Here is a 25,393-nt window from a genome sequence, read left to right as displayed (position 1 = left end):
TATATGCCGCACGACTAACAAGCATGCCACATCGACGCGTGGTGCGCAGGCACACCGTCGCGATACACATGGCAATCCGTGTGTCCAACGGCGCAAGGTGCCGTGTGGATTGAGCTTGCGCAATGCGTGTAAATTCGACACAGATGCTTGCGTCGTCGCGCATGCCGCTTGCAAGCGAGGCCGTGCAACGGCTACCCTTTCAAAACGATGACGCCGGCGACGGCGTCATCTCTACCTCGGGCAAAAAAGATGGAAGACCCAGCGATGGAAGATTCCGACGAATTGCTGCTCCCGGTCTGGCGCGCGAATCTCGTGCTGCTGACGCGCGAGGTCGGCGCGGCAACTCGCCTCGCACGCATGATGACTTTCTCCGCGAGCTACCTGAAGTTGATGCTGTCCGGCCAGCGCGAATTCAGCGAGGAGTTCGTACGCGGCATCGAAGCGGTGACCGGTTTGCCGAATGGCTGGATGAACACGGCGCACACCGAAGCGGAAATTCCCGCCAACGCGCGCACGGCGATCGACAATGAGCAGCCGCTCGCGCGCTTTCGCGGCACTGCGCATCCCGTGCGAAAAAAAACCGTGCTGCGGCCGCCGGAGCCGATTTTTGGCCAGGCGTCGCCCGCAAAACGCATCGAAGACGAAACCATGGAGGCGGAAGCGCATCGGCGCCAGGCGCATTTTCGCAAGGTCCGTGAGCTCGCGGTCCAAGAGGTTCGGCGCTTCGAGCGGCATCTTGTTCATGCGCCCGTCGAGCTGGCGTCGTTGCGATCGAAAGTCGAAGATGTGATTGCCGCCGCCGATCTCGACGATCCGATCCAGGCCGATCTTGCCGGGCGGCTGGAACAGATCGAGAAGCATCGCCATCTGCTGCTCAGGCATGTCGAGAGATTGCAGGCTTTGCTTGGACAGATCGGTGAAGGCGAGTGATCAGCGGCGTGAGCAGGGTGAGTAGCATGAAGGGGGCGAAGGGCGGCGCATCCAGGCGCGCAATCGTTGCAGCTCTTGCGCGCCGCGGGCACATGGCGCGCGCGGGGCGGGGAACATTATTCATGACGCGCTGCACGGCGTACCTGGGCATAGCCGCCGCGCTCGCGCTATGCGCGGCAGCCACCGCGGCTTTCGCGGACGATGCACCCTTAGACGCACCCAGCGACGACCGCGCGCCCTACACGACGGAGCGCGATGTCCATCTCTTCACGATCCAGAAAGACGGCTCAATCGAGGAACACGACGACAGCGTGTTGCGCGCGAATACCGCGAGCGGCGTCGACGACATCGCGCAACGTTCTGTGTGGTTTAACAAGGACATCGAGCAGGTGCAGTTGCTCGCCGCCGAAACGATCGATCCCGACGGCGCCACGCATGCGGTCGGTCCCGAAGCGATTCGCGATGTGCAGGAACCGCGCTCGGCGGGCGCGCCGAGCTTCCAGGACGGCGTGTTGCGTACGGTGATTTTTCCCGGCGTCGAACCGGGTTCCCGTGTACATCTCGCGTTTCGCAAGACGCGTGCAAAGCCCTTGCAGGCGGGCACATTTGGGTACCTCGTGGAGCCGACACGCGAACCGGTCGAAGACCAACGCCTGATCTTCGACCTTCCCGCCGACGTCCCGTTGTATGCCGACGCACGCGGCTACACGGCATTGCCGCCGGTTACGGCGAATGGCCGCACGCGTTACCAATTCGATTACCGGCACGGGCCGTATGCGCGGCTCGAAGCGGGCGCGGTCGGCTACGCGAATTGGGGCGACCGGCTGATGGTGTCGACCGTGCCCGACTTCGCGAACTTCGCCGCGCGTTATCGCGGGCCCGCGACCGACACCACGGTCGACGATCCGGCTATCGTGCGGCTTGCGCAGTCGCTCACGGCACGCGCAAACGATCCGCGTGCGAAGGCGCAGATTCTATACGACTGGATGCGGATGAATATCCGTTACGTCGCGCTCTTTATCGGCGAGACGGCCGCGGTCCCGCACAAGGCGGCCGACATCCTGCGCAACCGTTATGGCGACTGCAAGGACCACGTCGCGCTGTATGGCGCGTTGCTGGCGGCTGTCGGTATTCGCAGCGAAGCGGTGCTGCTCAATCTCGGCCCGTACTACAGCTTGCCGGAGGTGCCGGGCTATGGCGTGAGTGCGATCAATCACGCGATCGTCTGGATTCCTGAGCTATCGTTGTATGCGGACACGACGGCGGGCGGCGTGGGCTTCGGTTATCTGCCGACGGGCGTGATGGACCGGCCCGTCCTGCTGGTCGGCGAAGGCGTGCTGTCGCGCACGCCTGCCACGCAATTGCGCGAGCGAACCGCGCGCGTGCAGATCGACGTCGATGAAAACGGCACGGCGAATTACGCTTATCGCGTGGAAGATGCGGGATTCACGGCCGAGATCGAACGCAATATGTTTCGGCGGGCAACGCGCCAGCGCGCGCAACAGATCGCCGCGAATCGTCTGTTGCAAACGGGCCTGCATGGCAGCGCGCAATTACGCACGAGCGACGTCGCCGTGACGGACGGACCGTTCGCGACGTCGATGCAAGGCAAGGTGGAGCACTTCGTGTGGAGCGACGGCACTACGGCAATGCCGGCGCTGACGAGCTTCGCCGGCGGGATGGGATCGCAGGTGCAGGCATGGCTCGCCGAGCCAATGCGCACGCAGCCTTGGGCGTGTGTCGGCGGGGAATTCGACGAGACCCTGGAGATTACGCTGCCGCGCTTCGTCAAGGTGACGGACACGCCGGCCGATACCGAGGTGCAAAACAGCCTGATGAGTTTTTCATCGCGCTATGTGTTCGACCCCGCAGCGCGTGTGTTGCAGATCAGGCGGCAGCTTCGCGCCGCCTTCGGACATCAGATGTGCTCGGCAAAAGAATTCGCGGGAATGAAGGACGACCTCGTGCGCATCGAGCGCGACCTTGACGCGCAAATCGTCGTCAAGGCCGCTAACGTCGATAAGACCGCTAACTTCGATAAGACCGCTAACTTCGATAAGACCGCTAACTTCGATAAGACCGTCAAGGCCGCCGGCGCCAAATAGCGCCGCGCTCAGGTCCCGCTCTTGGTCACGATCGGAATCCAGGTTCCATTCTTGACTTGATACAACGTCGACGCACCGCTCTTCAGCGCGCCAGTATTGTCGAACGAAATCTTGCCGGTCACGCCTTCGAACTCGATTCCTTTGAGCACGGAGCGGTAATCTGCGGGCGAAGTGGATTTGGCCTGCTGCATCGCTTTGATCGCAGCCCAAGCTCCGTCATAGCCGAACGGCGCGTACGACAGAATCTCGCCGCCAAAGCGCTTCTTGAATTTGACCGAGAAGTCCTTGCCGCCCGGCAGTTGCGCGAGCGGGCGGCCGTATTCCCAGGCCATCACGCCCTCGGCTGCATCGCCGGCCAGCTTGATGAATTCCGGGTCTTCTACGCCGCCGCCGCCCACCAGTTGCGCCGTCATGCCGAGTTGCTTCATGCGCCTCGCGAAGCCCGCAGCCTGCGTATCCAGTCCGCCGAAGAAAATCAGGTCCGCGTTGGTCGCCTTGATCTTGGTGAGCTGGGTGCTGAAGTCGACCGCGTGATTGTCGGTGTACTCGCGCGCGACGATGTTGCCGCCGTGCGCCTTCACCGCCTTCTCGAACTCGTCGGCCTCGCCCTGGCCGAACGCGGTGCGGTCGTCGATGATCGCGATGCGTTTGGCCTTCGTCACCTGGACCGCGTAGACGCCCGCGTTGCCGGCGTTTTGCGCGTCGGTGGAGATAACCATGAAGGTGTTTGCGAAACCGCGTCCGGTGATGATCGGATTGGTCGCGGCGGGGTCGATCACGGGAATGCCGGCCTGTTCATAAACCTGCGACGCGGGAATCGTCGTGCCCGAGTTGAAGTGGCCGACCACCACCGAGACGCCCGAATCGACCAGCTTCTGCGCGACCTGCACGCCGATGCGCGGGTCGGCCTGGTCGTCTTGCGAGACGATCTGGAATTGCGCGACCTTGTCGCCGATCTTGATCTTCTGCGCGTTGGCTTCCTCGATGGCGAGCCGCACGCCGTTCTCGAGGTCCTTGCCGTAGCCGGCGTTGGCGCCCGTCATCGGCGCGGCGAAACCGATCTTCACCGGCATGTCGTCGGCGAAACTGGCGAGCGGCGCGACTGCGAACATGGCGCCAACCAACAGAGCAAGCGGTTTTAGCGTGTTGTTAATACTCATGGTCTCTCCTTACTTCGACAGTTCCAGGTTATGAAAGCGGCAAGGCTATAACGCGGGTCCCACGCGCCACAATTTGAAGCGGTTTCAGGCGGCGCGCCTCGTGAGACTACGGATGATGCGCCGCGATTAACAACGCTGGAATACGCGCAGTCGCGTTGGAACGCCGGTCATGTGGCGCGAATATAGAAAGCCAATATGCGGCCGTCTTGGCATTTCGCGGCGCTTTGGATGAGGATTTCGGCATAAGCCGCGCGGGAGGGCGCGGGCAGCGTGCTTGGGGGAGAGGTGGCGATGCGGATTACTGCACATGCTTAACAGGCGTGCGGGTTCCATGGCGGAGCAATGAGCCGGTCCGTGGGCCGCGTTCGGGGGATGCGCGTGGGTGTGCGTTCGACGGAACGCTCGCGGGCCGCAGCCCGCGTTTTTACCGCTCGCCTTGCTGGCGCAACATTTCCTCACGCAGACGCAGCAGCGGCGCCTTCGTTTCTTCGTCGGCCCATGTGTCGAGATCGTCGATCGCGCGTTGGCAGCCGTCGAGCACGAGATCGAGGTCCACCGGCACGCCGTTGTTCAGCGCGAACTCGATGGTCTCGGCGAACTGCTGGCACTCGTCCTCGCCGTACGAAATGTCGAGGTTGTCGGCGATCACTTCGGCGATGTTGCTGCGCGCCTTATCGTCGGCCGTCACCATCTCGATGATGCCGCGCGCCACCGCCGGCGAGTAATACAGCGCGATGTCGAGCCACTGCGCGGGATCGAAGTCGGGCTGATCGAACTGGTTTTCGAAGAACTCGATGGCTTCCTGTTCGTGCGCTTCGTCAGCGTCCACGCTGATGCACAACTGCTCAAAAAACTCTTCCCGCTCGCTGCGGATATAACCGTCCATCGATGCCTCGTCTGCTGAATACCGGATGCCTGAAAAATGGTTGCGTGAGGGTGTTGTCATGACAACGATCGCTCGCACGCGGCACGCATTATAGGACGGGCGGCCGTCAGACAAGGTTCCATGCAAGCGCAAAGCCGGGCATCGCTGCGGCGCGCGGCGGGCATAAATGCTACGAGGTTTCCGCCACCCATGCGTCGAACCACTCGCGTGGCTGCGCGATTTCGTTTTGCGCGGCCACCAGTTCCAGTTCGTAGCGGCCGGCTTGCCAGGTGGTCTTGACGACCGCGTTGACGGCGGCGAGCGTATGCTCGAAGGCCGCGCGAATCGTATCGCCGAGCAGCGTGCGTGCGACGAACACCGCGCTCGTCAGATCGCCGACGCCCACCGGTTGCCGCGCGAACGGATAGAGCGGCCGCTGGCCCATCCACGCCTCGCGTTCCGTGACGACCAGCATGTTGAAGCGGTCCGCGGGACTATTGCGGTCGAGCAGATGTTTGACCAGCACGAGCTTCGGTCCCCGCGCGATGATCTCCCGGCACGCGGTGACGGCTTCTTCGAGCGTCTCGATCTCACGGCCCACGAGGCGCTGCAACTCGGTATGGTTCGGCGCGAGCGCGTCGGCCATTTCCGGCATGGTGCGCACGAGAAATTGCTGGATGCCTGGCTCCGCCCTGAAGCCGCCCGAGCCGCTCATCACCGGGTCGCAGAAATACCAGGCGCGGGGATTCGCGGCCTTCACGGCCTTGACGATTTCCAGCACCGACTGCGCCTGCTCCGGTGTGCCGAGGTAGCCGGAGAGCACGGCGTCGCAGCGCGGCAGCATGCCGATTGCGCCGATGCCCTCGGCGAGCTCTTCCATCTGCGCGGCGTTGATCGCCGTGCCGGTCCAATGGCCGTATTGCGTGTGGTTCGAGAACTGCACGGTGTTCAGCGGCCAGACGTTCACCCCAAGCCGACGCATCGGGAACACGGCCGCGCCGTTGCCCGAGTGTCCGAAGACGACATGTGACTGAATGCTCAGAACGTTCTTCGTCATGGTATGGCTCGCGCAATCGGTCGTGCGCGATCGGTGGAAACGGGAAGGGTGCGTCGCGATGGTGCGTCGGCATGAGCCGGAGGTATCGCGCGCAGGACTGCCTTAGACGGTGCAAGAATAGTGCACGGTCTGCATCATCTGGAAACAATACATGAGTTTGCAGCAAGGCAGGTTGATCCGTCCCCGTGCTGTTGCGCCGAACCATCACAAATATGCGCGGCGCCGCGCGGTTTGGCGCCGCGAGACCACGCGATGGCCGCAGCGGTGCGCGTAACGTTGGGCGCGCAAGCTCGCTGTTCGGTGGCGCTCGCTGTTCACGCGAGCTGGTTAAGGCAAGCTCGCGGTTAAGACATGTCCGCTGTTCACGCAAGCTTGCGGCTCAGCTACGTCCGCGGTTCACGTAAGCTCCCGATACAGGGCGAGATAGCGGTCCGCGGACGCGCCCCAGCCAAAGTCCTGGCGCATCGCGCGCCGCTGGGCCGCTTTCCACTCGGCGCGGCGGCCATAGAGCGCGAAGGCCCGGCGGATTGCCGCGCTCAAACCCTGCGGCTGGAAGTGCTCGAAGACGAAGCCGGTGGCGAGGTCGTCGGCGAGATTTTCAAGCGATGCGTCCACCACCGTGTCCGCGAGGCCGCCCACGCAATGCACGAGCGGCAGCGAACCGTAGGCGAGCGCGTAGAGCTGCGTCAGCCCGCAGGGCTCGAAACGCGACGGCACGGCCACCACGTCGCTGCCCGCGATGATCGTATGCGCGAGCGTCTCGTCGAAGCCGAGTTCCACGGCGACGGACTCGGGATGCGTCTGCGCGACGCGTTTCAAACCATTCTCCAGCGCCGGGTCGCCGGTACCGAACACGACCAGTTGACCGCCGCGTTTGACGATCTCCGGCACCGTTTCGAGCAGCAGGTCCAGGCCCTTCTGCTCGGTGAGCCGGCTAACGACGCCGAACAGCAGCGCATCGCTCTTCTGCGCAAGGCCGAAACGTTTTTGCAACGCCTCCTTGCACGCCAGCTTGCCGGCGAGGTGCGTGGCGTCGTAGCGATGCTCGAGCAGCGCATCGCTCTCGGGGTTCCACACCGTATAGTCGACGCCGTTCAGAATGCCGCTCAAATCGTGCGAGCGATGGCGCAGCAGCGCGTCGAGTCCGCCGCCCTGAGCGAGCGTCTGGATTTCGCGGGCATACGTCGGGCTCACCGTTGTGATGCGATCGCTGTAGTAAAGCCCCGCTTTCAGAAACGACAACTGCCCATAGAACTCGACGCCGTGCATGCTGAAAAAATCGTCCGGCAAGCCGAGCTGACCGAACTGATGCGCGGGGAAAATGCCCTGATACGCGAGGTTGTGCACGGTGAACACGCTGCGCGCGGGGGCACGGCCAAGCTGCCGCTCGGCCGCTTTCAGGTAGGCGGCGGCGAGCCCTGCGTGCCAGTCGTGCGCGTGGACGATCTGCGGCGACCAGGCCGGATCGAGTTGCTGCGCCAGTTGCGCGGCGACCCACCCGAGCAGCGCGAAACGCTGCGCGTTGTCGCCGTACGGCACATGCTCGTCGTTCAGATAGGGATTGCCCGGCCGGTCGTACAGCGTGGCCGCGCGGATCATGTAGACAGTCAATCCGTTCGACGGCAGCGTGCCTTGCTCGAGCGTGACGCCCGGCGCATCGAAACGGCGGCCCAGTTGCGCGACCGGACGCAGGTCGCGCAAACCGGCGGCCACCGCCGGAAAGCCGGGCAGCAGCACGCGCACGTCGGCGCCGCGCTCGATCAGCGCGGGCGGCAACGCGCCGGCGACGTCGGCGAGACCGCCCGTTTTCAGAAGCGGATACAGCTCGCTGGCGACGTGCAGGGCGCGAATCGTCATAGGCTCGGTCTCGTTCCTTGGATGATGGCTGGAATCAATACTTGCGGTACGGTCCGCGCGCCGGGCCAGGCCCGGCAAGCGGCAAGCAGTCGGCGGTCAGCAGGCGTCAGCTCACGTCCTGCCGCAGCGCCTCGGGCGTGACCAGTACGACGCCGTCGTCGGTGCGATAGAACCGTTCGGCGTCGCGCACCGGATCTTCGCCGATCACCGTCCCTTCCGGAATCGCGCAGCCGCGGTCCACAACCACTTTCTGCAACCGGCAACTCGCGCCGACAGTGACCTGCGGCAACAAGACTGCCTCATTGATGTTACAGAACGAACTGACTTTCACATTCGACGACAACACCGAGCGCGAAATCTGCGACCCCGAGATCACGCAGCCGCCGCATGCGAGCAGATTGTTGCCGGAGCCTTGCAGTCCCTTCATGTCTCGCACGAACTTGGCGGGAGGCAGTTGTTCCTGATACGTCCAGATCGGCCAGCTCCGGTCGTAAAGGTCGAGCGTCGGGATCGTGGAGGCGAGGTCGAGATTGGCGGCCCAGTACGCGTCGATGGTGCCGACGTCGCGCCAGTACGGCTCCACGTTCGGGTCCGAGGACACGCACGACATGCTGAACGGATGCGCGATCGCCGTGCCTCGCGTGACGACGCGCGGCAGGATGTCCTTGCCGAAGTCGTGATCGGTATCCACGGCCGATATGTTCTCTTCCAGCAGCGCATACAGGTAGTCGGCGTTGAACACGTAGATACCCATGCTGGCCAATGCCGTATCCGGGCGGCCGGGTATCGCCGGCGGGTCGGCGGGCTTTTCGACGAAGCCGGTCACGCGCCGGTGTTCGTCGACAGCCATCACGCCGAAGGCCACCGCATCCATGCGCGGCACCTCGATGCAGCCGACTGTGCAATCCGCGCCGCTGTCCGCGTGATCCGCGATCATGCGCGTGTAATCCATCTTGTAGATGTGATCGCCGGCGAGCACCACCACGTATTTCGGCCGGATCGAACGGATGATGTCGAGGTTCTGGAACACCGCGTCCGCCGTGCCGCGATACCAGTGCGCGCCTTCCACGCGCTGTTGCGCGGGCCACAGATCGATGAATTCGCCGAACTCGCCGCGCAGGAAGCTCCAGCCGCGCTGCAAATGGCGCAACAGCGAGTGCGCCTTGTACTGCGTGACCACGGCGATGCGCCGGATGCCGGAGTTCAGACAATTGGACAGCGCGAAGTCGATGATCCTGTACTTGCCGCCGAAGTGGACTGCGGGTTTGACGCGCTTGTTAGTGAGCGGCCCGAGCCGCGTGCCTCGGCCGCCCGCGAGGACGATGGCGAGGGTCGTGCGTTGCAGGTCATTCAGCCGTGCCGGAGTATTCATGTCTGTCTCCTGATTAGTATGCCCCGGATGGTGTTGGTCGCTGGCTCAGCACGATTGGTCTGCGCTGCCGGGCGGCTTCGCTGGCGGGCCCGTCCAGTAGTTCTAACACTGAATTGCCTTGGGCGGGCAGGGTTTATCATGCGCAAGCCGCTTGCGCGCCCAACTGCGAACGATCGACCCTTACACGCAGGCGCTCCGTACGCCACGACACATAGCGAGCGAGGTGACAAGCGCAATATGCGTGCCAAATCGCGCTTGCCGACTCCGCTCGCCACTGCCGGCGTTGCGCGGGCCGCTGCGCTGGAGCGGTGGTCGTCGTAGAATCGTTCGGCGACCGGCCGCCCGCTGCTGGGTGTCACGTGAGCATCCGCTTGCCGGCATGCTGTCAATCGCGCTTAAGGCCGCACTTGCAGCCGCAGATGCAGCCGCGCTTGGAGCCGCGCCTGACGCCACACTCACGCCGGCACTTGCAGCCGCAAAAACCGCAAGCTTTCCGTCGCTTTCCCTTGCAAAAAATTTCCATGAATTTTCGCCGCCTTTCATTGATTGCAACCCTGTGCGCTGGTGCGTTGAGCGCTTTGCCGGTCGCGGTCCGTGCCGCGTCGGCGGATTCCGCCTCGGCTTTCCCCGAGGATTCGGCGCCGACTGCGCCCGTTGCGTCGCCAGCCTCGCCCGCGAGCACCGCGGTTCCGGCGGCTCCGGCGGCTCCGGTCGGCGGCAATCTCGGCCCTGCGTATGGTCCTGAACTCCAGGGCTTCAACTATCCCGCGCCGGTCGGGCAATACGGCTTCACTTCGCAAGGCGTTGCGTTGCATATGGCGTACATAGACGTCAAACCGGCGCATGCAAATGGCCGCACCGCAGTCCTGCTGCACGGCAAGAACTTTTGCGCGGCGACGTGGGACACGACGATTCATCGGCTGAGCGACGCGGGCTATCGCGTGATCGCGCCGGACCAGATCGGCTTTTGCAAGTCGAGCAAGCCCGAGCACTATCAGTACAGTTTTCAGCAACTCGCGCGCAACACCCATGCGCTGCTCGAATCGCTCGGCGTGACGGACGCAACGATCATCGGCCATTCGACCGGCGGCATGCTCGCCGTGCGCTATGCGCTGATGTATCCGCGTGAGACGCGGCAACTGGTGCTGGTGAATCCGATCGGGCTCGAGGACTGGAAGGCGAAGGGGGTGCCGTCGCTGTCGGTGGATCACTGGTACGAGCGCGAGTTGAAGACCACCGCCGACGGCATTCGCCGCTACGAGCAGTCGACCTATTACGCGGGCCAGTGGCGCTCGGACTATGAACCGTGGGTGCAGATGCTCGCGGGCATGTATCGGGGACCGGGCAAGCAGATCGTCGCGTGGAATTCGGCGCTGCTGTACGACATGATTTACACGCAGCCCGTGGTTTACGAATTCAGACAGTTGAGCATGCCGACGCTGCTGCTGATCGGCCAGAAGGACACCGCCGCGATCGGCAAGGACGCCTCGTCACCCGAAGTGCGCGCCAAAATCGGCCGCTACCCGGAGTTGGGCAAGGCCGCGGCGAAAGCGATACCGCACGCGACGCTGGTGGAATTCGCCAATCTCGGCCACGCGCCGCAGATGCAGGACCCGGATGCGTTCCATAAGGCGTTGCTCGACGGAATGGCGTCGGTGCCGGGCAATCGCTGAATTCCAGTCACTGAAAGCGCGTGAAAAAAGAAGGGCGGTCGTTTATGAACCGCCCTTTTTTCATGCGCCGGCAGCTTACTTTGCGCTGGCTAATTCCTCGCGAACTTCCGCCCCAATCTCGAACGACCGCAGCCGCGCCTTGTGATCGTAAATCAGCGCGGTGAGCATCAATTCGTCGGCGCCGGTTTGATCGATGATCGACTTCAGCCCCTCTCGCACCGCATCGCGGTCGCCAATCGCAGTGCACGAAAGCGAATGCGCGACTGAACTCAATTCCATCTCCGAAGCGGCGAGCCGTTCGACCGGCGGCTGCAATTGCCCCGGCGTGCCGCGTCGCAAATTGATGAACTGCTGCTGAAGCGACGTGAAAAGATGCCGCGCTTCTTCATTGCTGTCGGCGGCGAACAGATTCACGCCGACCATTGCGTAAGGTTTATCCAGGGTTTCAGAAGGACGGAATTGCGAGCGATAAACCTGTAACGCCGTGAGCATGTAATCCGGCGCGAAATGCGACGCGAACGCGAACGGCAAGCCGAGCGCCGCCGCAAGCTGCGCGCTGAAGAGCGACGACCCGAGCAGCCATAGCGGCACATGCAAACCCGCCCCCGGCACCGCGCGAATGCGCTGGCCCGCGACAGGCTCCGCGAAATAACGCTGCAATTCGACGACATCGTCGGGGAAAGAATCCGCGCTGTTTTGCAGATCGCGACGCAGCGCCCGAGCGGTGCTTTGATCGGTGCCGGGCGCGCGACCCAGGCCCAGATCGATCCGGCCGGGATACAGCGACTCGAGCGTGCCGAACTGTTCCGCGATCACGAGTGGCGCGTGATTCGGCAGCATGACGCCGCCCGAGCCGACGCGGATCGTCTTCGTGCCGCCGGCCACATGGCCGATCACGACCGCGGTGGCCGCGCTCGCAATGCCGGTCATGTTGTGATGCTCCGCGAGCCAGAAGCGCCGGTAGTTCCAGCGTTCTGCATGCTGCGCGAGATCGAGCGTGTTCCTGAAGGCATCGGCGGGTGTGGCGCCCGCGATGACCGGCGAGAGGTCGAGGACCGAAAAGGGAATCATTGTCTGTTCACTTGCTCTTTCTGGCGCTTTCACGCGATGGCGCATTCTCGCAAAGCTTCCGGCTTTCTGCTGGCGACGCCGCGATGCCCACGTTCGCGAAAGGGTCTGGTTGAGCAAAGCCGCTGAACAACCACTGAAACGCCGGACATGCGCCCCCGCCGTTACATGCAAATTCGATATAGATATGGTCGATCAATATTTAACAAGCGCATGGCGCGCTGCTACCTTAAACGCCTCGAAGCAAGCAATGCATTCAGCCAGCAACGCCACCGCCCCGCCGGGCAGCAACCATTCACGGAGGCACTCGCGTGTCCATCGAATTCATCGGCATGATCCAGACCCGCAAGGTATCGGAAACGCACGCGCCGCAAGGGCCGGCTATCGACATCGGCTATGTCGGGCAATTCGCCCGCGCGCATGAAGCGGCGGGCTTCGATCGCATTCTCGTGCCGCATCATTCCACGAGTCCCGACGCGCTGCTGACCGTCACCCATGCCGCGAGCGTGACGAGCAACGTGCATTTCATGCTTGCGCATCGCCCCGGCTTTGTTGCGCCTACGCTCGCCGCGCGGCAACTCGCGACGCTCGATCACTACTGCGGCGGACGTCTTGCCGTGCACATCATTTCGGGCGGTGACGATGCCGAGCAGCGCCGCGACGGCGACTATCTCTCGCACGACGAACGCTACGCGCGTACCGACGAATATCTGCATATCCTGCGCCGCATCTGGACTGAGACGAAGCCGTTCGATCACCAAGGTCAGTACTATGGTTTCGAACAGGGCTTCTCCGAAGTGAAGCCGGTGCAGCAGCCACATTTTCCGGTGTCTTTCGGCGGCGCGTCGGCGCCCGCGCTTGAAATCGCCGGACGTCATGCCGATGTCTACGCGCTGTGGGGCGAATCGAAGGCCCAGGTGCGCGAACAGGTGACGCGTGTGCGCGCCGAAGCCGCGAAGCACGGACGCACAGTGCGCTTCTCGGTCTCTTTCCGGCCGATTCTCGCGGCCACGGAAGCGGCCGCGTGGGAGCGCGCCGAGCACATCCTCGCTGAAACGAGGCGCTTGCGCGCAGAGCAGGGGCTCAGCGTCGGCGGGCCCGCGCAAAGCGAAGGCGCACGGCGGCTGCTGGCGGCATCCGGTGAATCGGATCGCGCCGACGAACGCCTGTGGACCGGCATCGCGAAGGAAATCGGCGGACGTTCGAATTCGACCGCACTGGTCGGCACGCCGGGACAGGTTGCCGAGACGCTCGCGGAGTATTACGCGCTCGGCGTCTCGACGTTCCTCGTGCGCGGCTTCGATCCGCTTGAAGACGCTATCGACTACGGCCGCGAACTGATTCCCGCGACGCGCGAACGCATCGCCCGCGTGGCGAACGTGGCGAACGCCGAGTCGGTGGCCGCGTGAACGGAGTCGCGATGACCGATCTCTCTCTCGCACCTCTGACCCGCGCCAAGAGCGCGCCCACCGGCAATCCATCGACATTGCAGCGCCATGCTCCGCTGCGCAAATTCTGGTTCGACGACGTGCCGCCGCGCGAGGGCATCGCCGCCGAACGCCGTTATCGGCAGGAGCGGCTCGCGGTGGCGTTTCGCCTCTTCGCACACTACGGTTTCGATCAGGGGCTAGCCGGTCACATCACCGCGCGTGATCCCGAATGGACCGATCACTTCTGGGTCAATCCGTTCGGCAAGCATTTCAGCCGTATGCGCGTGTCGGATCTGCTGCTCGTGAATGCGCAAGGCGAGATCGTGGTTGGCGAAGGGCCCGTGAATCAGGCCGCTTTTGCGATTCATGCGGCGATTCACGAAGCGCGTCCCGATGTCGTCGCGGCGGCGCACACGCATTCGCTGTATGGCAAGGCGTGGTCGACGATGGGCCGCACGCTCGATCCGCTGACGCAGGATTCTTGCGCGTTCTATCAGGACCACGCGCTGTTCGACGATTTCCGCGGCGTCGTGCTCGACACCGACGAAGGTGCGCGTATCGCGGCGGCGCTCGGCGAGCGCAAGGCGGTGATCCTGAAGAACCACGGCATTCTGACGGCGGGTCCGAGCGTCGAAGCGGCGGCATGGTGGTATATCGCGCTCGACAACGCCTGCCACGCGCAACTGCTCGCCGAAGCGGCCGGCACGCCGCAAGCCATTTCGCACGAGGTCGCCACGCTCACGCACGAGCAGGTCGGCCGCGCAAACGGCGCATTGTTTGCCTTCCAGAGCCTGCTGGAGGGCCTCGTCGAAGCCGAGCCCGACGTCCTTACCTGAGCGCCTTCCAAGATGACCCAACGCTTCACCACATCGCCGGTGTCGAACCGGCGCCGCCGGCTCGTGGCCTCGCTGCCGGCCGCGGCCTTGCTTGGCGCGAGCACCGGTTTGATCGCGAACGCCGTCGCGGCAGCGTAACGCCCGCCGTATTGCGAGCGAACAGCAGGTGGCCGACACGTTCGCTCGGGCCGCCGTGATCGAGCGGCGTGTCGATGTTGCACCGCTATGGACCGATACCTTCAACGCCGCGCTCGCTCACGGTGCGTGAACTGCATAAGCACTGGGCTTCACGTTCTCTTCCGACCATTCTTTAAAACCGCCATTGATGACTCAAACCCTGAGGCCCGGCCGGCTGCGCGCGTTCGTCGGCCGGATCGCGTCGCTCGTCGACGATGAAACGCCCGAAGCGGTGCTGCTCGAAGCGGGCGGCGCCGCGCTGCGCGAACTGATTGCCCACGACGACTGGCTACCCGACGCTTTCGCGCGCCCCAATTCCGAGCGCTACCAGCAATTCCTGTTGCACGCGGACTCGCGGCAGCGCTTTTCGGTCGTCAGTTTCGTTTGGGGACCGGGGCAGGCAACGCCGGTCCACGACCATACGGTATGGGGTTTAATCGGGGTGCTGCGTGGCGCGGAAATTGCGCAGCGTTACCGTGTCACGGCTCAGGGCGAACTCGTCGAAGAAGGCACGCCGCAGCGTCTCGACACGGGCGCCGTGGATGCGGTGTCGCCGCGCATCGGCGACATACATCGCGTGAGCAACGGATTTAGTGACCGTACGTCGATCAGCATTCACGTGTACGGTGGAAATATCGGAGCGGTAACGCGTTCTGTCTACCCGGGCGGCACTGGCCGCAAGACCTTTATCTCCGGCTACTCGAACGACGTGTTGCCGAACATCTGGAATGTCTCGAAGGAGTCCCCGATTCTATGACTTTCGTGAAAGATTTTCGTACCCGGTCGTATGCAGACGTGCGCCGTGCACTGCTCGAACGCGAGGAAATCGCGCTCGTCGACGTGCGCGAGGAAGATCCGCACGCGCGCAGTCATCCGCTGTTTGCTGGGAACCTGCCGCTGTCGCGGCTCGAACTGGATTCGCCGGCGCGCCTGCCGCGCCGCGACGTGCCGATCGTCGTGCTCGACGACGGCGAAGGGCTGGCCGAACGCGCCGTCGAGCGTTTCGGCGAACTGGGCTATACCGATGTCGCGTTGCTCGAAGGCGGCTTGCAAGGCTGGCGCAAGGCCGGCGGCGAGTTGTTCCAGGACGTCAACGTGCCGAGCAAGGCGTTCGGCGAACTGGTCGAAAGCGTGCGTCACACGCCGTCGCTGCCGGCGCAGCAGGTGCAGGCGCTGCTTGATCGCGAAGAGAACGTGGTCGTGCTCGACGCGCGCCGTTTCGACGAGTATCAGACCATGAACATTCCCGGCAGCATCAGCGTGCCGGGAGCCGAACTGGTGTTGCGCGCGCGCGAGCTTGCGCCGGACCCCACGACGCGGATCATCGTCAATTGCGCGGGGCGCACACGCAGCATCATCGGCGCGCAGTCGCTGATCAACGCGGGCTTGCCGAATCCGGTCGCGGCGCTGCGCAACGGCACGATCGGCTGGACGCTGGCCGGGCAGCCGCTCGCGCACGGCAGTTCGCGCCGGCCCGAGCCGCTCGTCGACGACGCGCTGCGGCTCGTCGCGGCCGATGGCGCGCGCGCGGTCGCGGATCGCGCGAAAGTAGGACGGACCTCACGCGACGAAGCGCGCCGCTGGGCCGATGAAGCCGTGCGCACGGTGTATCGCTTCGACGTGCGCACGCCGGAAGAATACGAAGCGGGTCACGTGCCCGGCTTTCGTCATGCGCCGGGCGGCCAGCTCGTGCAGGAAACGGAGATGTTTGCGCCCGTGCGCGGCGCGCGCGTGATTCTCGCGGACAGCGACGGCGTGCGCGCGAACATGACCGCATCGTGGCTCGCGCAAATGAACGTCGAGGTGTATGTGGTGGACGGTTTGACCGCCGCCGACTTCGCCGAAAAGGGCGCGACGCCCGCTGCGCGCTTTGCGCCGGAGCCGCCTGCCGTCGACGAAATCTCGCCCGCCGGACTGGTGGCGCTGCTTCAGTCGCCGGGCACGGTCGTGCTCGATTTCACGAGCAGCGCGAACTACGTGAAGCGTCATATTACGGGCGCCTGGTTCGTGATCCGCAGCCAACTCGACAAGGCCTTGCACAAGCTGCCGGATGCACAGCGCTATGTCGTCACGTGCGGCAGCAGTCTGCTGGCGCGCTTCGCCGCGCCGGAACTGGCAGGGTTGACCGGCAAGCCGGTGCAGGTGCTGACTGGCGGCACGGCGGCGTGGATCGAAGCGGGGCTGCCGGTTGAGAGCGGCGAGACGCGGATGGCGTCGCCGCGCATTGATCGCTACCGGCGTCCTTATGAAGGCACCGATAACGCGCGCGAAGCGATGAACGCGTATCTGGAGTGGGAGTATGGGCTCGTCGCGCAACTGGCTCGCGACGGCACGCACGGATTCCATGTGATCTGACGGCGCTATCGAAGCCAAGGACGCAAGCAGGGCGCGAGCGGGGCCGACCCCGCTCGATGCAAGCAATGGGCGGCGCGAAGGCGAAGACGAGGGCCAAGCCGAAGGTGCAGCGCGCTTCAAGCCGCGCGTTGTGCGCGTGCGTCTTTGAACTGCCGCTCGATGGCCGCGCCGAACCGCTCCACCGGCTGTTGCAATTTGCCGAGCACACGCGGATGCACGAGCCAGATGTCGATCAGTGGTTTGAAGTCGCTAACCGATACCACATCCAGCCTATCGGCATGAGCGCTCGCCTGCAGCAGCGGCAACGGCACGAGGCCAAGGCCGTTGCCGTCCGCGACAAGCTGCAATTGCAGTTCCGTGCCGAGCGTTTCCAGATTGAGCTTGAGCGCGAGGCCGAGGCCTGTCAGCGCGCGTTGCACGCCGTCGCGGAAACCGCAGCCATCGGGATTCAATATCCAGCCAATCGACTGGCATTGCGCGAGCGAATGCGCGCGCTTTTTCAGCAAGCCCTTCTGTGCGACCACCGCGAGTTTGATGCGGCCAAGCGACCTCGCCGACAGTGTTTCGTCGAAGGTCTTGTTGGCCGGCAGCAGAATCGCGGCGGCGTCGAGTTCTCCTTGTTCCAGCCGCTGTAGCAACTGGCTGCCCCAGCCGGTCGACGCGCGCGCCTGCAATTCGGGGTAAGCCGCTTTCACCGCGCGCAGCGCCTCGCCGAGCGCGATATCGGCGATGGTCTGTGCAACGCCGACGCGCAGCGTGCCGACCGGCGGTGTATCGGTGGCGACCATTTCGCGCAGCACGTCCAGCTCACGCTGAATCACGCGGCATTGTTCATAGACGATGCGGCCAGTCGCGGTCGCCTTCAGCGGACGCGTGTTGCGGTCGAGCAATTCGACGCCGAGCGCCTCCTCGAAATTCTGCAGACGGCGCGTGATGGCCGGTTGCGTGAGGTCGAGCGAGAGCGCCGCCTGCTGCAGCGATTGACAGCGAATGACGGTGACGTAGGCGTCGATTTCGTCGATCTTCATGGTGAGCGATGAGGTGATTCGTGCGCCCGATGATACCGGCATCGCCGCCCGCGGAAGCTGGGCGGCCAACAAAAATTCGCATATTTGCATAGAAGAATAATGCGTTTGTCTTATAGGAGTCGCTGGCTTATCGTCGATGCAAACTCACCCGCACGCCATCTAGATGACGCCTTCCCGCTCTTCTTCCGCAATCTTCCCGGTCCTGCAACGCATGCTGTCCAAACTGCTCGCCGCCGCGGCGCTGACGATATCCGCATTGCTGTGCACAGCGCCCGTTCATGCGGCCGATGTGCCCGTACTCAAAGTGGGCGATCAATCGTTGCAGACACGTGGCATTCTCGAAGCATCCGGCCAGTTGAAAGACCTGCCGTACAAGATCGAATGGTTCAATTTTCCGGCGGCCCAGCCGCTTGGCGAAGCATTGAATGCGGGCGCCGTAGATGTGGGCGGCCTGGGCGATGCGCCGCTTGTGTTCGCGCTCGCGGCCGGCGCGCGAGTGCGGGCAGTCGCCGCGACGCGCTCCAATCCGCTCGATCTGGCCATCGTGGTCGGGCAGCATTCGCCGTTGAACGACGTCGCGAGTCTGAAAGGCAAGCGTCTTGCGACCACGCGGGGCTCGATTGGCCACTATCTCGCGCTCGCCGCGTTGAAAAAGGCCAACGTGCCCGCGAGCGACGTCACGTTCGTGTTCCTCGCGCCCGCCGATGCGAAGGCCGCGCTCGCCTCGGGCAGCGTCGACGCGTGGTCGGTGTGGGACCCGTACACGGCGCTCGGCGAATCGCGCGACCATAACCGCATCATCGCGAATGGCGTTGGTTTGTCGGAAGGGCTCAGCTATCAGGTCGCAACCGAGACCGCGATCGCAAGCAAGCGGGCGCAGCTCGCCGACTTCCTGCGGCGCGTGGCAATCGGTCAGCGCTGGGCGCTCTCGCATCCCGACGAAGTGGCGGCGATGCAATCGCGCGTCACGGGCCTGCCGACGGACGTGCTGAAAACGGTCTATCAGCGCGGCCAGGTACATCCAGTCGCCATCGACGATAGCGTGCTGGCCGCGCAGCAGCGCACCGCCGACACATACGAAGCGGCCAACGTGATTCGCGCGCATCTGGACGTGCGCACGAGCTTCGACCGCAGCTTCCCGTTGCCTTGAGCATCGCTCGCAGTGTTCATCCGGAGCGTCAGCATGAATGCCCCGATTGCCGATAGCGCGGTGACACGGTGTCATCCGCCGCTCGACAGCGATGCGTTCGATGCATTGCTCGCGCAGTTCACGAACGAGTTCGCCCCAAGTGCCGCGCGTCACGACAGGATCGTCGAATTTCCGTACAAGAATCTCGCACGGCTGCACGAATTCGATCTGCTTTCGCTGACCGTCCCGGCATCGCTCGGGGGCGCGGGTGCAAATCTAGCGCAGACGCGTTGAAAGTGGTGCGGGCGGTCGCGCGCGTCGAGCCGGAACTCGGCACGCCCGCGCGCGGCGGCTTGCCTTCGACTATCGCGACGCGGCGTGCGCAGATTCACACGCCGCAAAACGACACCGTATTGCAGGGCGCGGGACGTGCGGGTTTCAGGTCGCTGTTGGGCGCCGCGCCTTAACGCCTTCGCGATAAATCCTCTGCAAATTCGGTGTAAACGCGCTCTCGTCTAAAGCGGCCAATCCGTTTAGATTAACGTCACTTGGAAGGCTTATCGAGGGACCAGGGCGGCCAAACAAGCAGCGGTCCGTCACTTCCGGCGAGGGCGCAAGGTGTGCGGCCAAGGTCGTTCATCGCTGCGCCGGAACCGGACCGCTGCGCGTCGTCCGCTTCGTTTTCCTTCCCGGTGTACTGACCGTACCTGCCGTATTGGCCGCATCGATGCCGAAAGGCCTGGGCGACGCTTTGCACAGCGTCGCCTTTTTGCTTCTGCTTGTTCCTTCTGCTTGCTCGTTCTGCTGCTTGCAATGAATTTCGCGCAGACAGCGCCTTCCTCCAGAAGCACTTCACGCTCTCCGTTTTCCGAACTTCAGGTTGGCACGGCACGCGCTCGCCGTGCCGGCCTACGCTCGCGGTTTTTGCTCGACGCGGTTATCCTGTGGCGGTTACTACACAACCGATGCGCGCATTCGCGCTCGCATCGATACAGGAAATTCGCTGTGAGCCTGAAACTGCCTATTGCCGCCATGCTGGCCGCGTGCATTGCGCTGACCGCTTGCGACGACCAACAGAGCGAGCGCGCCGTGCAAAAGATCAAGGAACTTTTCAACGCCGTAAAGCCCGACGCACTGCTGCTCAAGGACATGACGCCGGGCGTGACCACCGAAGCGCAGATTCGCGCGCAGATGGGCAAGCCCGAAACCGAGCGGACCTATACGGACGGCTCGAAACGTTTCGAGTATCCACGTGGTCCGCAAGGTTTGAATACGTACATGGTCGACATTGACCGTGACGGTAAGCTTCAATCCATCACGCAGGTGCTGACCGCGGCGAACTTCGGCAAGATCCGCATCGGCATGAGCGAGGACGAAGTGCGGCGCCTGCTCGGCAAACCGGGCGAAATCGCGGTCTTTCCGCTGAAGCCGGAGACCGTGTGGAGCTGGAAGTGGCGCGAAGGCGGTGTCAGCGAAGAAGGAATTTTCAACGTGCACTTCGATCAGAACAGGAAGGTGTACACCACGTCGCGTTCGGACGTGGTGCGCGGGCGCTAGAAGCAACGAAAAGCAGATAGGCGAAAAAAGGCGGGGAATCATGATACGTCGACGTCGATACAGCCGTATCGGGCTGGTGTTGGGGGGCGGCGCGGCGCGCGGCTGGGCGCATATCGGCGCGATTCGCGCGCTGCACGATGCGGGCATCAAGCCCGACGTGGTGTGCGGCACATCGATCGGCGCGCTGGTCGGCGCAGTGTATGCGAACGGCGATCTCGACTGGCTCGAGGAATGGGTCTCGCGGCTCACGTGGCAGACGGTCGTGCGATTACTCGACTTGCGCCTCTCAGGCGGCCTGCTCGGCGGGCGCAAAGTGATACAGCTTTTCGCGGACAAATTCGATGGGCGTTCGATCGCGCAATTGAACATGCCGTTTGCAGCGGTCGCGACCGAACTCGACTCGGGCCGCGAAAGCTGGTTGCAGGACGGCAGCGTGGTGGACGCGGTGCGGGCATCTATTGCGATTCCCGGCATTTTCACGCCGGTGTGGCATAACGGTGTGTGGCTCGTCGACGGCGGCCTGAGCAATCCGGTGCCGGTGTCGGTCGCGCGCGGCATGCGGGCGGACTGCGTGATCGCCGTCGATCTGAACAACGACATTCTCAACGGACGCGATTTCGGCGGCGCAGTCGTGGACACGCCCGCCATCGATCCGACTGCGCCGCCGCCCGTTTCGCTGCGCCGTAACGGCAAGCCCTGGCCGCGCTGGCTCGCGCCCGCCGAAGAGCGCGTCACCGACGACGTGCGCGTGCCGCCCGCGCCGAGCGCGCGCGTGCCTTCCATGCTGAGTTCGATCGCGCAAAGCATCGACATCATGCAGGTGCGGATCACGCGCAGCCGTCTCGCGGGAGAGCCCGCGGACATCCTGATTCAGCCGCGCCTGGGCGGCATGGGGATCTTCGATTTTCATCGCGCGGCACCGGCTATCGAGGAAGGGCGCGCGGCGGTCGAATACATGCTGCCGGCGATTCGCTCGCGGCTCGGCATCGATTAGCGAAGGGTGAACAACAAGCCGCCGCGCGGCGGTTTCATGGCGCCTTGCCCTGTACGAGCGCCGCGCCGCCTATCGAAAAAGCGACCGCAAACTTGCTAAATCGCGGCGGCGCCCACCGTGCGCACATCGCCTCGCAAAACGCAACATCCCGCGAAACCAAGCCCCGCGAACCACGCGACGCCCTTAAGCCTGACTTGCTGCAACGCAGCAAACTTCACGCGTGCCTTTGAGAATTTAATTTTCGCTTGCGAGACTCCGCGCCATGACGGATGAGTCGGGATCGCACAAGCCGACGACATCCGTGGGATTCTCAAACGAACCAGGATGGAGACACGCGTGTTGCTATACGGCTTTGGTCCGGTATTACTGGCCGGCACGATCCAGACGATCGAGCTGTCCGTCCTGTCGCTGGCGGCCGCCGTGCTGCTCGGCCTCGCGGGCGCGGCGGCGAAACTCTCCTTGAACCGGCCGCTGCGCGCGCTCGCCACCGGCTACACGACGCTGATCCGTTCGGTGCCCGACCTCGTGCTGATGCTGCTGCTGTTCTACAGCATCCAGATCGCGGTCAACAATCTGACCGACGCGCTCGATGTCGCGCAGTTCGACATCGATCCATTCGTTGCCGGCGTGCTGACGCTCGGCTTCATCTACGGCGCGTACTTCACCGAGACGTTTCGCGGCGCGTTTCTGGCGGTGCCGCGCGGCCAACTCGAGGCGGGCAGCGCCTACGGCATGAGCGGCGCGCGCGTGTTCGCACGCATTCTGTTTCCGCAGATGATGCGTTTCGCGTTGCCGGGCATCGGCAACAACTGGCAGGTGCTCGTGAAAGCGACGGCGCTGGTGTCGATCATCGGCCTCGCGGATGTCGTCAAGGCCGCGCAGGACGCGGGCAAAAGCACCTTCAACATGTTCTTCTTCATTCTGATCGCGGCGCTGATCTATCTCGCGCTGACGACCGTATCGAATCTCGCACTGATCTGGCTGGAACGTCGCTATTCGATCGGCGTGCGGCACGCGGAGCTCTAAGACCATGATCGACATTCTCAATCAGTTCTGGCGCGCGTTTCTCTACTGGGACGGCCAGCGCATGTCCGGTCTTGCGGTCACGCTGTGGCTGCTGGTGTTGTCTGTCGGGATTGGCTTCTGTCTCGCGATTCCGCTCGCGGTCGCGCGCGTGTCGAAAAAACGCTGGCTCTCGACGCCGGTGCGTCTCTATACCTACGTGTTTCGCGGCACGCCGCTGTACGTGCAACTGCTGCTGATCTATACCGGCATGTACAGCCTCGAATTCGTGCGTTCGCATCAACTTCTGGATGCATTCTTTCGCAGCGGTTTTCACTGCGCGATTCTCGCGTTCGCGTTGAACACCTGCGCGTACACCACGGAGATCTTCGCCGGCGCGATTCGCTCGACGTCGCACGGTGAAGTGGAAGCGGCCCGCGCCTACGGCATGAGCTGGTTCACGATGTACCGCCGCATTGTGATACCGTCGGCGCTGCGCCGCGCCTTGCCGTTGTACAGTAACGAAGTGATCCTGATGCTGCACGCCACCACGGTCGCATTCACGGCCACCGTGCCGGACATTCTCAAGGTGGCGCGCGACGCGAATTCGGCCACGTACCAGTCGTTCGACGCGTTCGGCCTGGCGGCGCTGATCTACCTCGTGGTGTCGTTCGCGCTGGTCGCGTTGTTCCGCCGCGCCGAGCGTCACTGGCTGGGCTACCTGGCGGTGCGCACGCATTGATCGCGCCGTGTTTGCCGCGTTCGGCGCAACACAACGGCGCCGTCGAAGTTCGATCCGTATATTCAAAGGGAGAGCATCTTGCTCCACACCACGCAAACCGAAGCATGCAAGCTCGCCGTGCAGGACATCCACAAGCGCTACGGCGACAACGAGGTGCTCAAGGGTGTCTCGCTCAACGCGAACAAGGGCGACGTAATCAGCATCATCGGCGCGAGCGGCTCGGGCAAGAGCACCTTTCTGCGCTGCATTAATTTTCTCGAGCGGCCGAACGCCGGGCAGATCGTCGTCGACGGCGAAGCGGTCAAGACTAAAACCGACCGCGCCGGCAATCTCGAAGTGGCCGATCACAAGCAACTGCAACGCATCCGCACGAAGCTCGCGATGGTGTTCCAGCACTTCAACTTATGGGCGCATATGAACGTGATCGAGAACATCGTCGAGGCGCCGATTCATGTGCTCGGCCTGCCGCGTCGCGAAGCCGAAGAGCGCGCGCGCGAATATCTCGAGAAAGTGGGTCTCGCGCCGCGGCTGGAAAAGCAGTACCCGTCGCATCTGTCGGGGGGGCAGCAGCAGCGTGTGGCGATTGCACGCGCACTCGCAATGGACCCCGACGTGATGCTGTTCGACGAGCCGACTTCCGCGCTCGACCCCGAACTCGTCGGCGAAGTGTTGAAGGTCATGCAGAAGCTCGCCGAAGAAGGGCGCACGATGATCGTCGTCACGCACGAAATGGGTTTCGCGCGCAACGTGTCGAACCATGTGATGTTCCTGCATCAAGGCCGCACCGAAGAAGAAGGCCTGCCCGCCGAGGTGCTGACCACGCCGCGCAGCGACCGGCTCAAGCAGTTCCTCTCCGGCAGCTTGAAGTAACGCGGCCCGCTCTCAGCGTCTTAGTCAAGCGATGGCCCGCACGTCCAGCCCGGCTCGCACGACGCAGGTCGCAATCGTTGCGTTGCCGCCTGTGTCGATGTCGGGCGTCGGGCCGATTGTCGACGCACTCAATCTCGCCAATGAAATCGACGGCCGCGCGCTGTACCGCGTGCAGGTGTGCTCGTGGGACGGCCGCGCAGTGCCGCTTGCGGGCGGCGCGCAATGGCCCGCCGACGCCGCATTCGGCGACGCCATTGCGTGCGACTGGTTGATTATCGTCAGCGAGCGGTTTCAGCAATTTGCCGACTATCGCCTGTTTCTCGCGAGCCTGTCGCGCGTTGGGCAGCGTACGCCGCTCGTCACCGGCATTCATCACGGTGTGTGGTGGCTCGCGATGGCGGGGCAGTTGTCCGGCTATCGCGTGAGCGTCAATTGGGAGACGTATCAGCAGTTCTCGGAGCAGTTCGAGCGCTCCATCGTCACACAGCAGATCTTTGAAATCGACCGCGATCGCGCGACTTGCGCGGGCGGTCAGGCGACCGTCGACTTCATGCTCGCGATGATCGGCCGCGACCACGGCCCCGAGCTCGCGGACCGTATCGCGGATACGCTCGGCATCGGCGTGTTGCGCGCGGGCGAGGAGCGTCAGCGCATTCCATTTGTGACCGCTCCTGGCGAGCGCCATCCGCGCCTGAACGATGCGTTGCTGCTGATGGAAGCGAATATCGAAGACCCGCTCACCACCGATGAAATCGCGGGTCTCGTCGGCGTATCGCGGCGGCAGTTGGAGCGCCTCTTTCGCCAGTATCTCGGCTCGATGCCGTCCAAATACTATCTGGGCCTGCGCCTTTCGAAAGCGCGCACGCAATTGCAGCGCACCAGCAAGTCGGTCGTGCAGATCAGCCTCGCTTGCGGGTTTTCGTCGGCGGCGCACTTTTCGAATGCTTACCGCGAACGCTTCGGCGTGACGCCGCGCGAGGATCGCCGCAACTGGATCGACAAACAGACCGGCGCGACGGGCGCCGCAGCCAGCGAGCCGCGCGCGGGCGCGCTGATCGAGCGGCCGGATCAGGCCGATTGAGCCCGCCGCGCCGTAAGCGTGCGCGAGCGCAGCAATGCGGCCAGCGCCCCGCATGGAACCTCATAGAAAGCGTCGCGTATGCGCAAGACGTAACGCCTGCGTTTT

Annotated in this window: 24 protein-coding genes; 17 read left to right on the top strand and 7 right to left on the bottom strand. The window is 63.8% G+C overall.

Annotation, left to right across the window (positions count from 1 at the left end):
• Positions 1-264 precede the first annotated feature (264 nt).
• Both C0Z16_RS28700 and C0Z16_RS28695 read left to right on the top strand, forming a co-directional pair.
• On the top strand, positions 265-930 hold the full coding sequence (locus C0Z16_RS28700; RefSeq protein WP_102635433.1) for a hypothetical protein: 666 nt from the start codon (positions 265-267) through the stop codon (positions 928-930).
• A gap of 122 nt (positions 931-1,052) precedes the next feature.
• Positions 1,053-3,035: a DUF3857 domain-containing transglutaminase family protein gene (locus C0Z16_RS28695; protein ID WP_102635432.1), complete on the top strand. Its 1,983-nt coding sequence runs from the start codon at positions 1,053-1,055 to the stop codon at positions 3,033-3,035.
• 8 nt (positions 3,036-3,043) lie between these two features.
• Here C0Z16_RS28695 and C0Z16_RS28690 read toward each other — a convergent pair whose 3' ends face one another.
• The 5 genes from C0Z16_RS28690 to glgC form a co-directional block, all read right to left on the bottom strand.
• Positions 3,044-4,195 (bottom strand): branched-chain amino acid ABC transporter substrate-binding protein, encoded by a 1,152-nt coding sequence (locus C0Z16_RS28690; protein ID WP_102635431.1) that lies wholly within the window; start codon positions 4,193-4,195, stop codon positions 3,044-3,046.
• A 424-nt stretch (positions 4,196-4,619) separates the two neighbouring features.
• On the bottom strand, positions 4,620-5,081 hold the full coding sequence (locus tag C0Z16_RS28685; protein WP_102635430.1) for a hypothetical protein: 462 nt from the start codon (positions 5,079-5,081) through the stop codon (positions 4,620-4,622).
• A 169-nt stretch (positions 5,082-5,250) separates the two neighbouring features.
• Entirely contained in the window at positions 5,251-6,117 is an 867-nt protein-coding gene (pdxY, locus tag C0Z16_RS28680; RefSeq protein ID WP_102635429.1) for a pyridoxal kinase PdxY, read from the bottom strand.
• 396 nt (positions 6,118-6,513) lie between these two features.
• Complete coding sequence (gene glgA / locus C0Z16_RS28675; RefSeq protein ID WP_102635428.1) at positions 6,514-7,974, bottom strand: glycogen synthase GlgA; 1,461 nt, start codon at positions 7,972-7,974, stop codon at positions 6,514-6,516.
• A gap of 106 nt (positions 7,975-8,080) precedes the next feature.
• Positions 8,081-9,346 carry a glucose-1-phosphate adenylyltransferase gene (gene glgC / locus C0Z16_RS28670; protein ID WP_102635427.1) on the bottom strand — a complete coding sequence of 422 codons (1,266 nt, stop codon included), beginning with the start codon at positions 9,344-9,346 and terminating at the stop codon, positions 8,081-8,083.
• Positions 9,347-9,867: 521 nt separating this feature from the next.
• On the opposite strand from glgC, the gene C0Z16_RS28665 reads away from it, so the two are divergent.
• Positions 9,868-11,019 (top strand): alpha/beta fold hydrolase, encoded by a 1,152-nt coding sequence (locus C0Z16_RS28665; RefSeq protein ID WP_244201391.1) that lies wholly within the window; start codon positions 9,868-9,870, stop codon positions 11,017-11,019.
• Positions 11,020-11,094: 75 nt separating this feature from the next.
• Here the strand turns inward: C0Z16_RS28665 and C0Z16_RS28660 are convergent, their stop codons facing one another.
• Complete coding sequence (locus C0Z16_RS28660; protein WP_102635426.1) at positions 11,095-12,090, bottom strand: LLM class flavin-dependent oxidoreductase; 996 nt, start codon at positions 12,088-12,090, stop codon at positions 11,095-11,097.
• 308 nt (positions 12,091-12,398) lie between these two features.
• On the opposite strand from C0Z16_RS28660, the gene C0Z16_RS28650 reads away from it, so the two are divergent.
• From C0Z16_RS28650 to C0Z16_RS28635, 5 genes are all read left to right on the top strand, one after another.
• The gene (locus C0Z16_RS28650) at positions 12,399-13,496 is read left to right on the top strand and encodes an LLM class flavin-dependent oxidoreductase (protein WP_102635424.1); all 1,098 of its coding nucleotides are present in this window, start codon (positions 12,399-12,401) and stop codon (positions 13,494-13,496) included.
• An 11-nt stretch (positions 13,497-13,507) separates the two neighbouring features.
• Positions 13,508-14,353, top strand: a complete 846-nt coding sequence (locus C0Z16_RS28645; RefSeq protein ID WP_244201390.1) for a class II aldolase/adducin family protein — start codon at positions 13,508-13,510, stop codon at positions 14,351-14,353.
• A 12-nt stretch (positions 14,354-14,365) separates the two neighbouring features.
• Positions 14,366-14,491, top strand: coding sequence for a hypothetical protein (locus tag C0Z16_RS39400; RefSeq protein WP_279635086.1), 126 nt, complete (start codon positions 14,366-14,368; stop codon positions 14,489-14,491).
• A gap of 187 nt (positions 14,492-14,678) precedes the next feature.
• Entirely contained in the window at positions 14,679-15,287 is a 609-nt protein-coding gene (locus tag C0Z16_RS28640) for a cysteine dioxygenase family protein (protein ID WP_102635423.1), read from the top strand.
• On the top strand, positions 15,284-16,885 hold the full coding sequence (locus tag C0Z16_RS28635) for a rhodanese-related sulfurtransferase (RefSeq protein ID WP_102635422.1): 1,602 nt from the start codon (positions 15,284-15,286) through the stop codon (positions 16,883-16,885). The genes C0Z16_RS28640 and C0Z16_RS28635 overlap by 4 nt, the downstream gene beginning before the upstream one ends.
• Positions 16,886-17,001: 116 nt before the next feature.
• Here the strand turns inward: C0Z16_RS28635 and C0Z16_RS28630 are convergent, their stop codons facing one another.
• Positions 17,002-17,913: a LysR family transcriptional regulator gene (locus C0Z16_RS28630; RefSeq protein ID WP_102635421.1), complete on the bottom strand. Its 912-nt coding sequence runs from the start codon at positions 17,911-17,913 to the stop codon at positions 17,002-17,004.
• 163 nt (positions 17,914-18,076) lie between these two features.
• Between C0Z16_RS28630 and C0Z16_RS28625 the strand changes: the two genes are divergently transcribed.
• From C0Z16_RS28625 to C0Z16_RS28585, 9 genes are all read left to right on the top strand, one after another.
• Entirely contained in the window at positions 18,077-19,063 is a 987-nt protein-coding gene (locus C0Z16_RS28625) for an ABC transporter substrate-binding protein (RefSeq protein WP_244201389.1), read from the top strand.
• A gap of 33 nt (positions 19,064-19,096) precedes the next feature.
• The gene (locus C0Z16_RS28620; RefSeq protein WP_102635419.1) at positions 19,097-19,336 is read left to right on the top strand and encodes an acyl-CoA dehydrogenase family protein; all 240 of its coding nucleotides are present in this window, start codon (positions 19,097-19,099) and stop codon (positions 19,334-19,336) included.
• Positions 19,333-19,509, top strand: coding sequence for a hypothetical protein (locus C0Z16_RS39640; protein ID WP_158244532.1), 177 nt, complete (start codon positions 19,333-19,335; stop codon positions 19,507-19,509). The genes C0Z16_RS28620 and C0Z16_RS39640 overlap by 4 nt, the downstream gene beginning before the upstream one ends.
• 538 nt (positions 19,510-20,047) lie before the next feature.
• Positions 20,048-20,599 carry a hypothetical protein gene (locus C0Z16_RS28615; protein ID WP_175130711.1) on the top strand — a complete coding sequence of 184 codons (552 nt, stop codon included), beginning with the start codon at positions 20,048-20,050 and terminating at the stop codon, positions 20,597-20,599.
• Between the two features lie 40 nt (positions 20,600-20,639).
• On the top strand, positions 20,640-21,593 hold the full coding sequence (locus C0Z16_RS28610; RefSeq protein WP_102635418.1) for a patatin-like phospholipase family protein: 954 nt from the start codon (positions 20,640-20,642) through the stop codon (positions 21,591-21,593).
• A gap of 336 nt (positions 21,594-21,929) precedes the next feature.
• A complete protein-coding gene (locus C0Z16_RS28600) occupies positions 21,930-22,619 on the top strand; it encodes an ABC transporter permease (RefSeq protein WP_102635454.1) in 690 nt (229 codons plus the stop codon).
• A 4-nt stretch (positions 22,620-22,623) separates the two neighbouring features.
• The gene (locus C0Z16_RS28595) at positions 22,624-23,337 is read left to right on the top strand and encodes an ABC transporter permease (protein ID WP_102635416.1); all 714 of its coding nucleotides are present in this window, start codon (positions 22,624-22,626) and stop codon (positions 23,335-23,337) included.
• A 78-nt stretch (positions 23,338-23,415) separates the two neighbouring features.
• Entirely contained in the window at positions 23,416-24,207 is a 792-nt protein-coding gene (locus C0Z16_RS28590; protein ID WP_102635415.1) for an ABC transporter ATP-binding protein, read from the top strand.
• 31 nt (positions 24,208-24,238) lie between these two features.
• Complete coding sequence (locus C0Z16_RS28585) at positions 24,239-25,288, top strand: GlxA family transcriptional regulator (protein WP_102635414.1); 1,050 nt, start codon at positions 24,239-24,241, stop codon at positions 25,286-25,288.
• Positions 25,289-25,393 lie beyond the last annotated feature (105 nt).

The organism is Paraburkholderia rhynchosiae (assembly GCF_002879865.1).
GTDB lineage: Bacteria > Pseudomonadota > Gammaproteobacteria > Burkholderiales > Burkholderiaceae > Paraburkholderia > Paraburkholderia rhynchosiae.
This window is presented reverse-complemented; position numbering and strand designations above follow the sequence as displayed.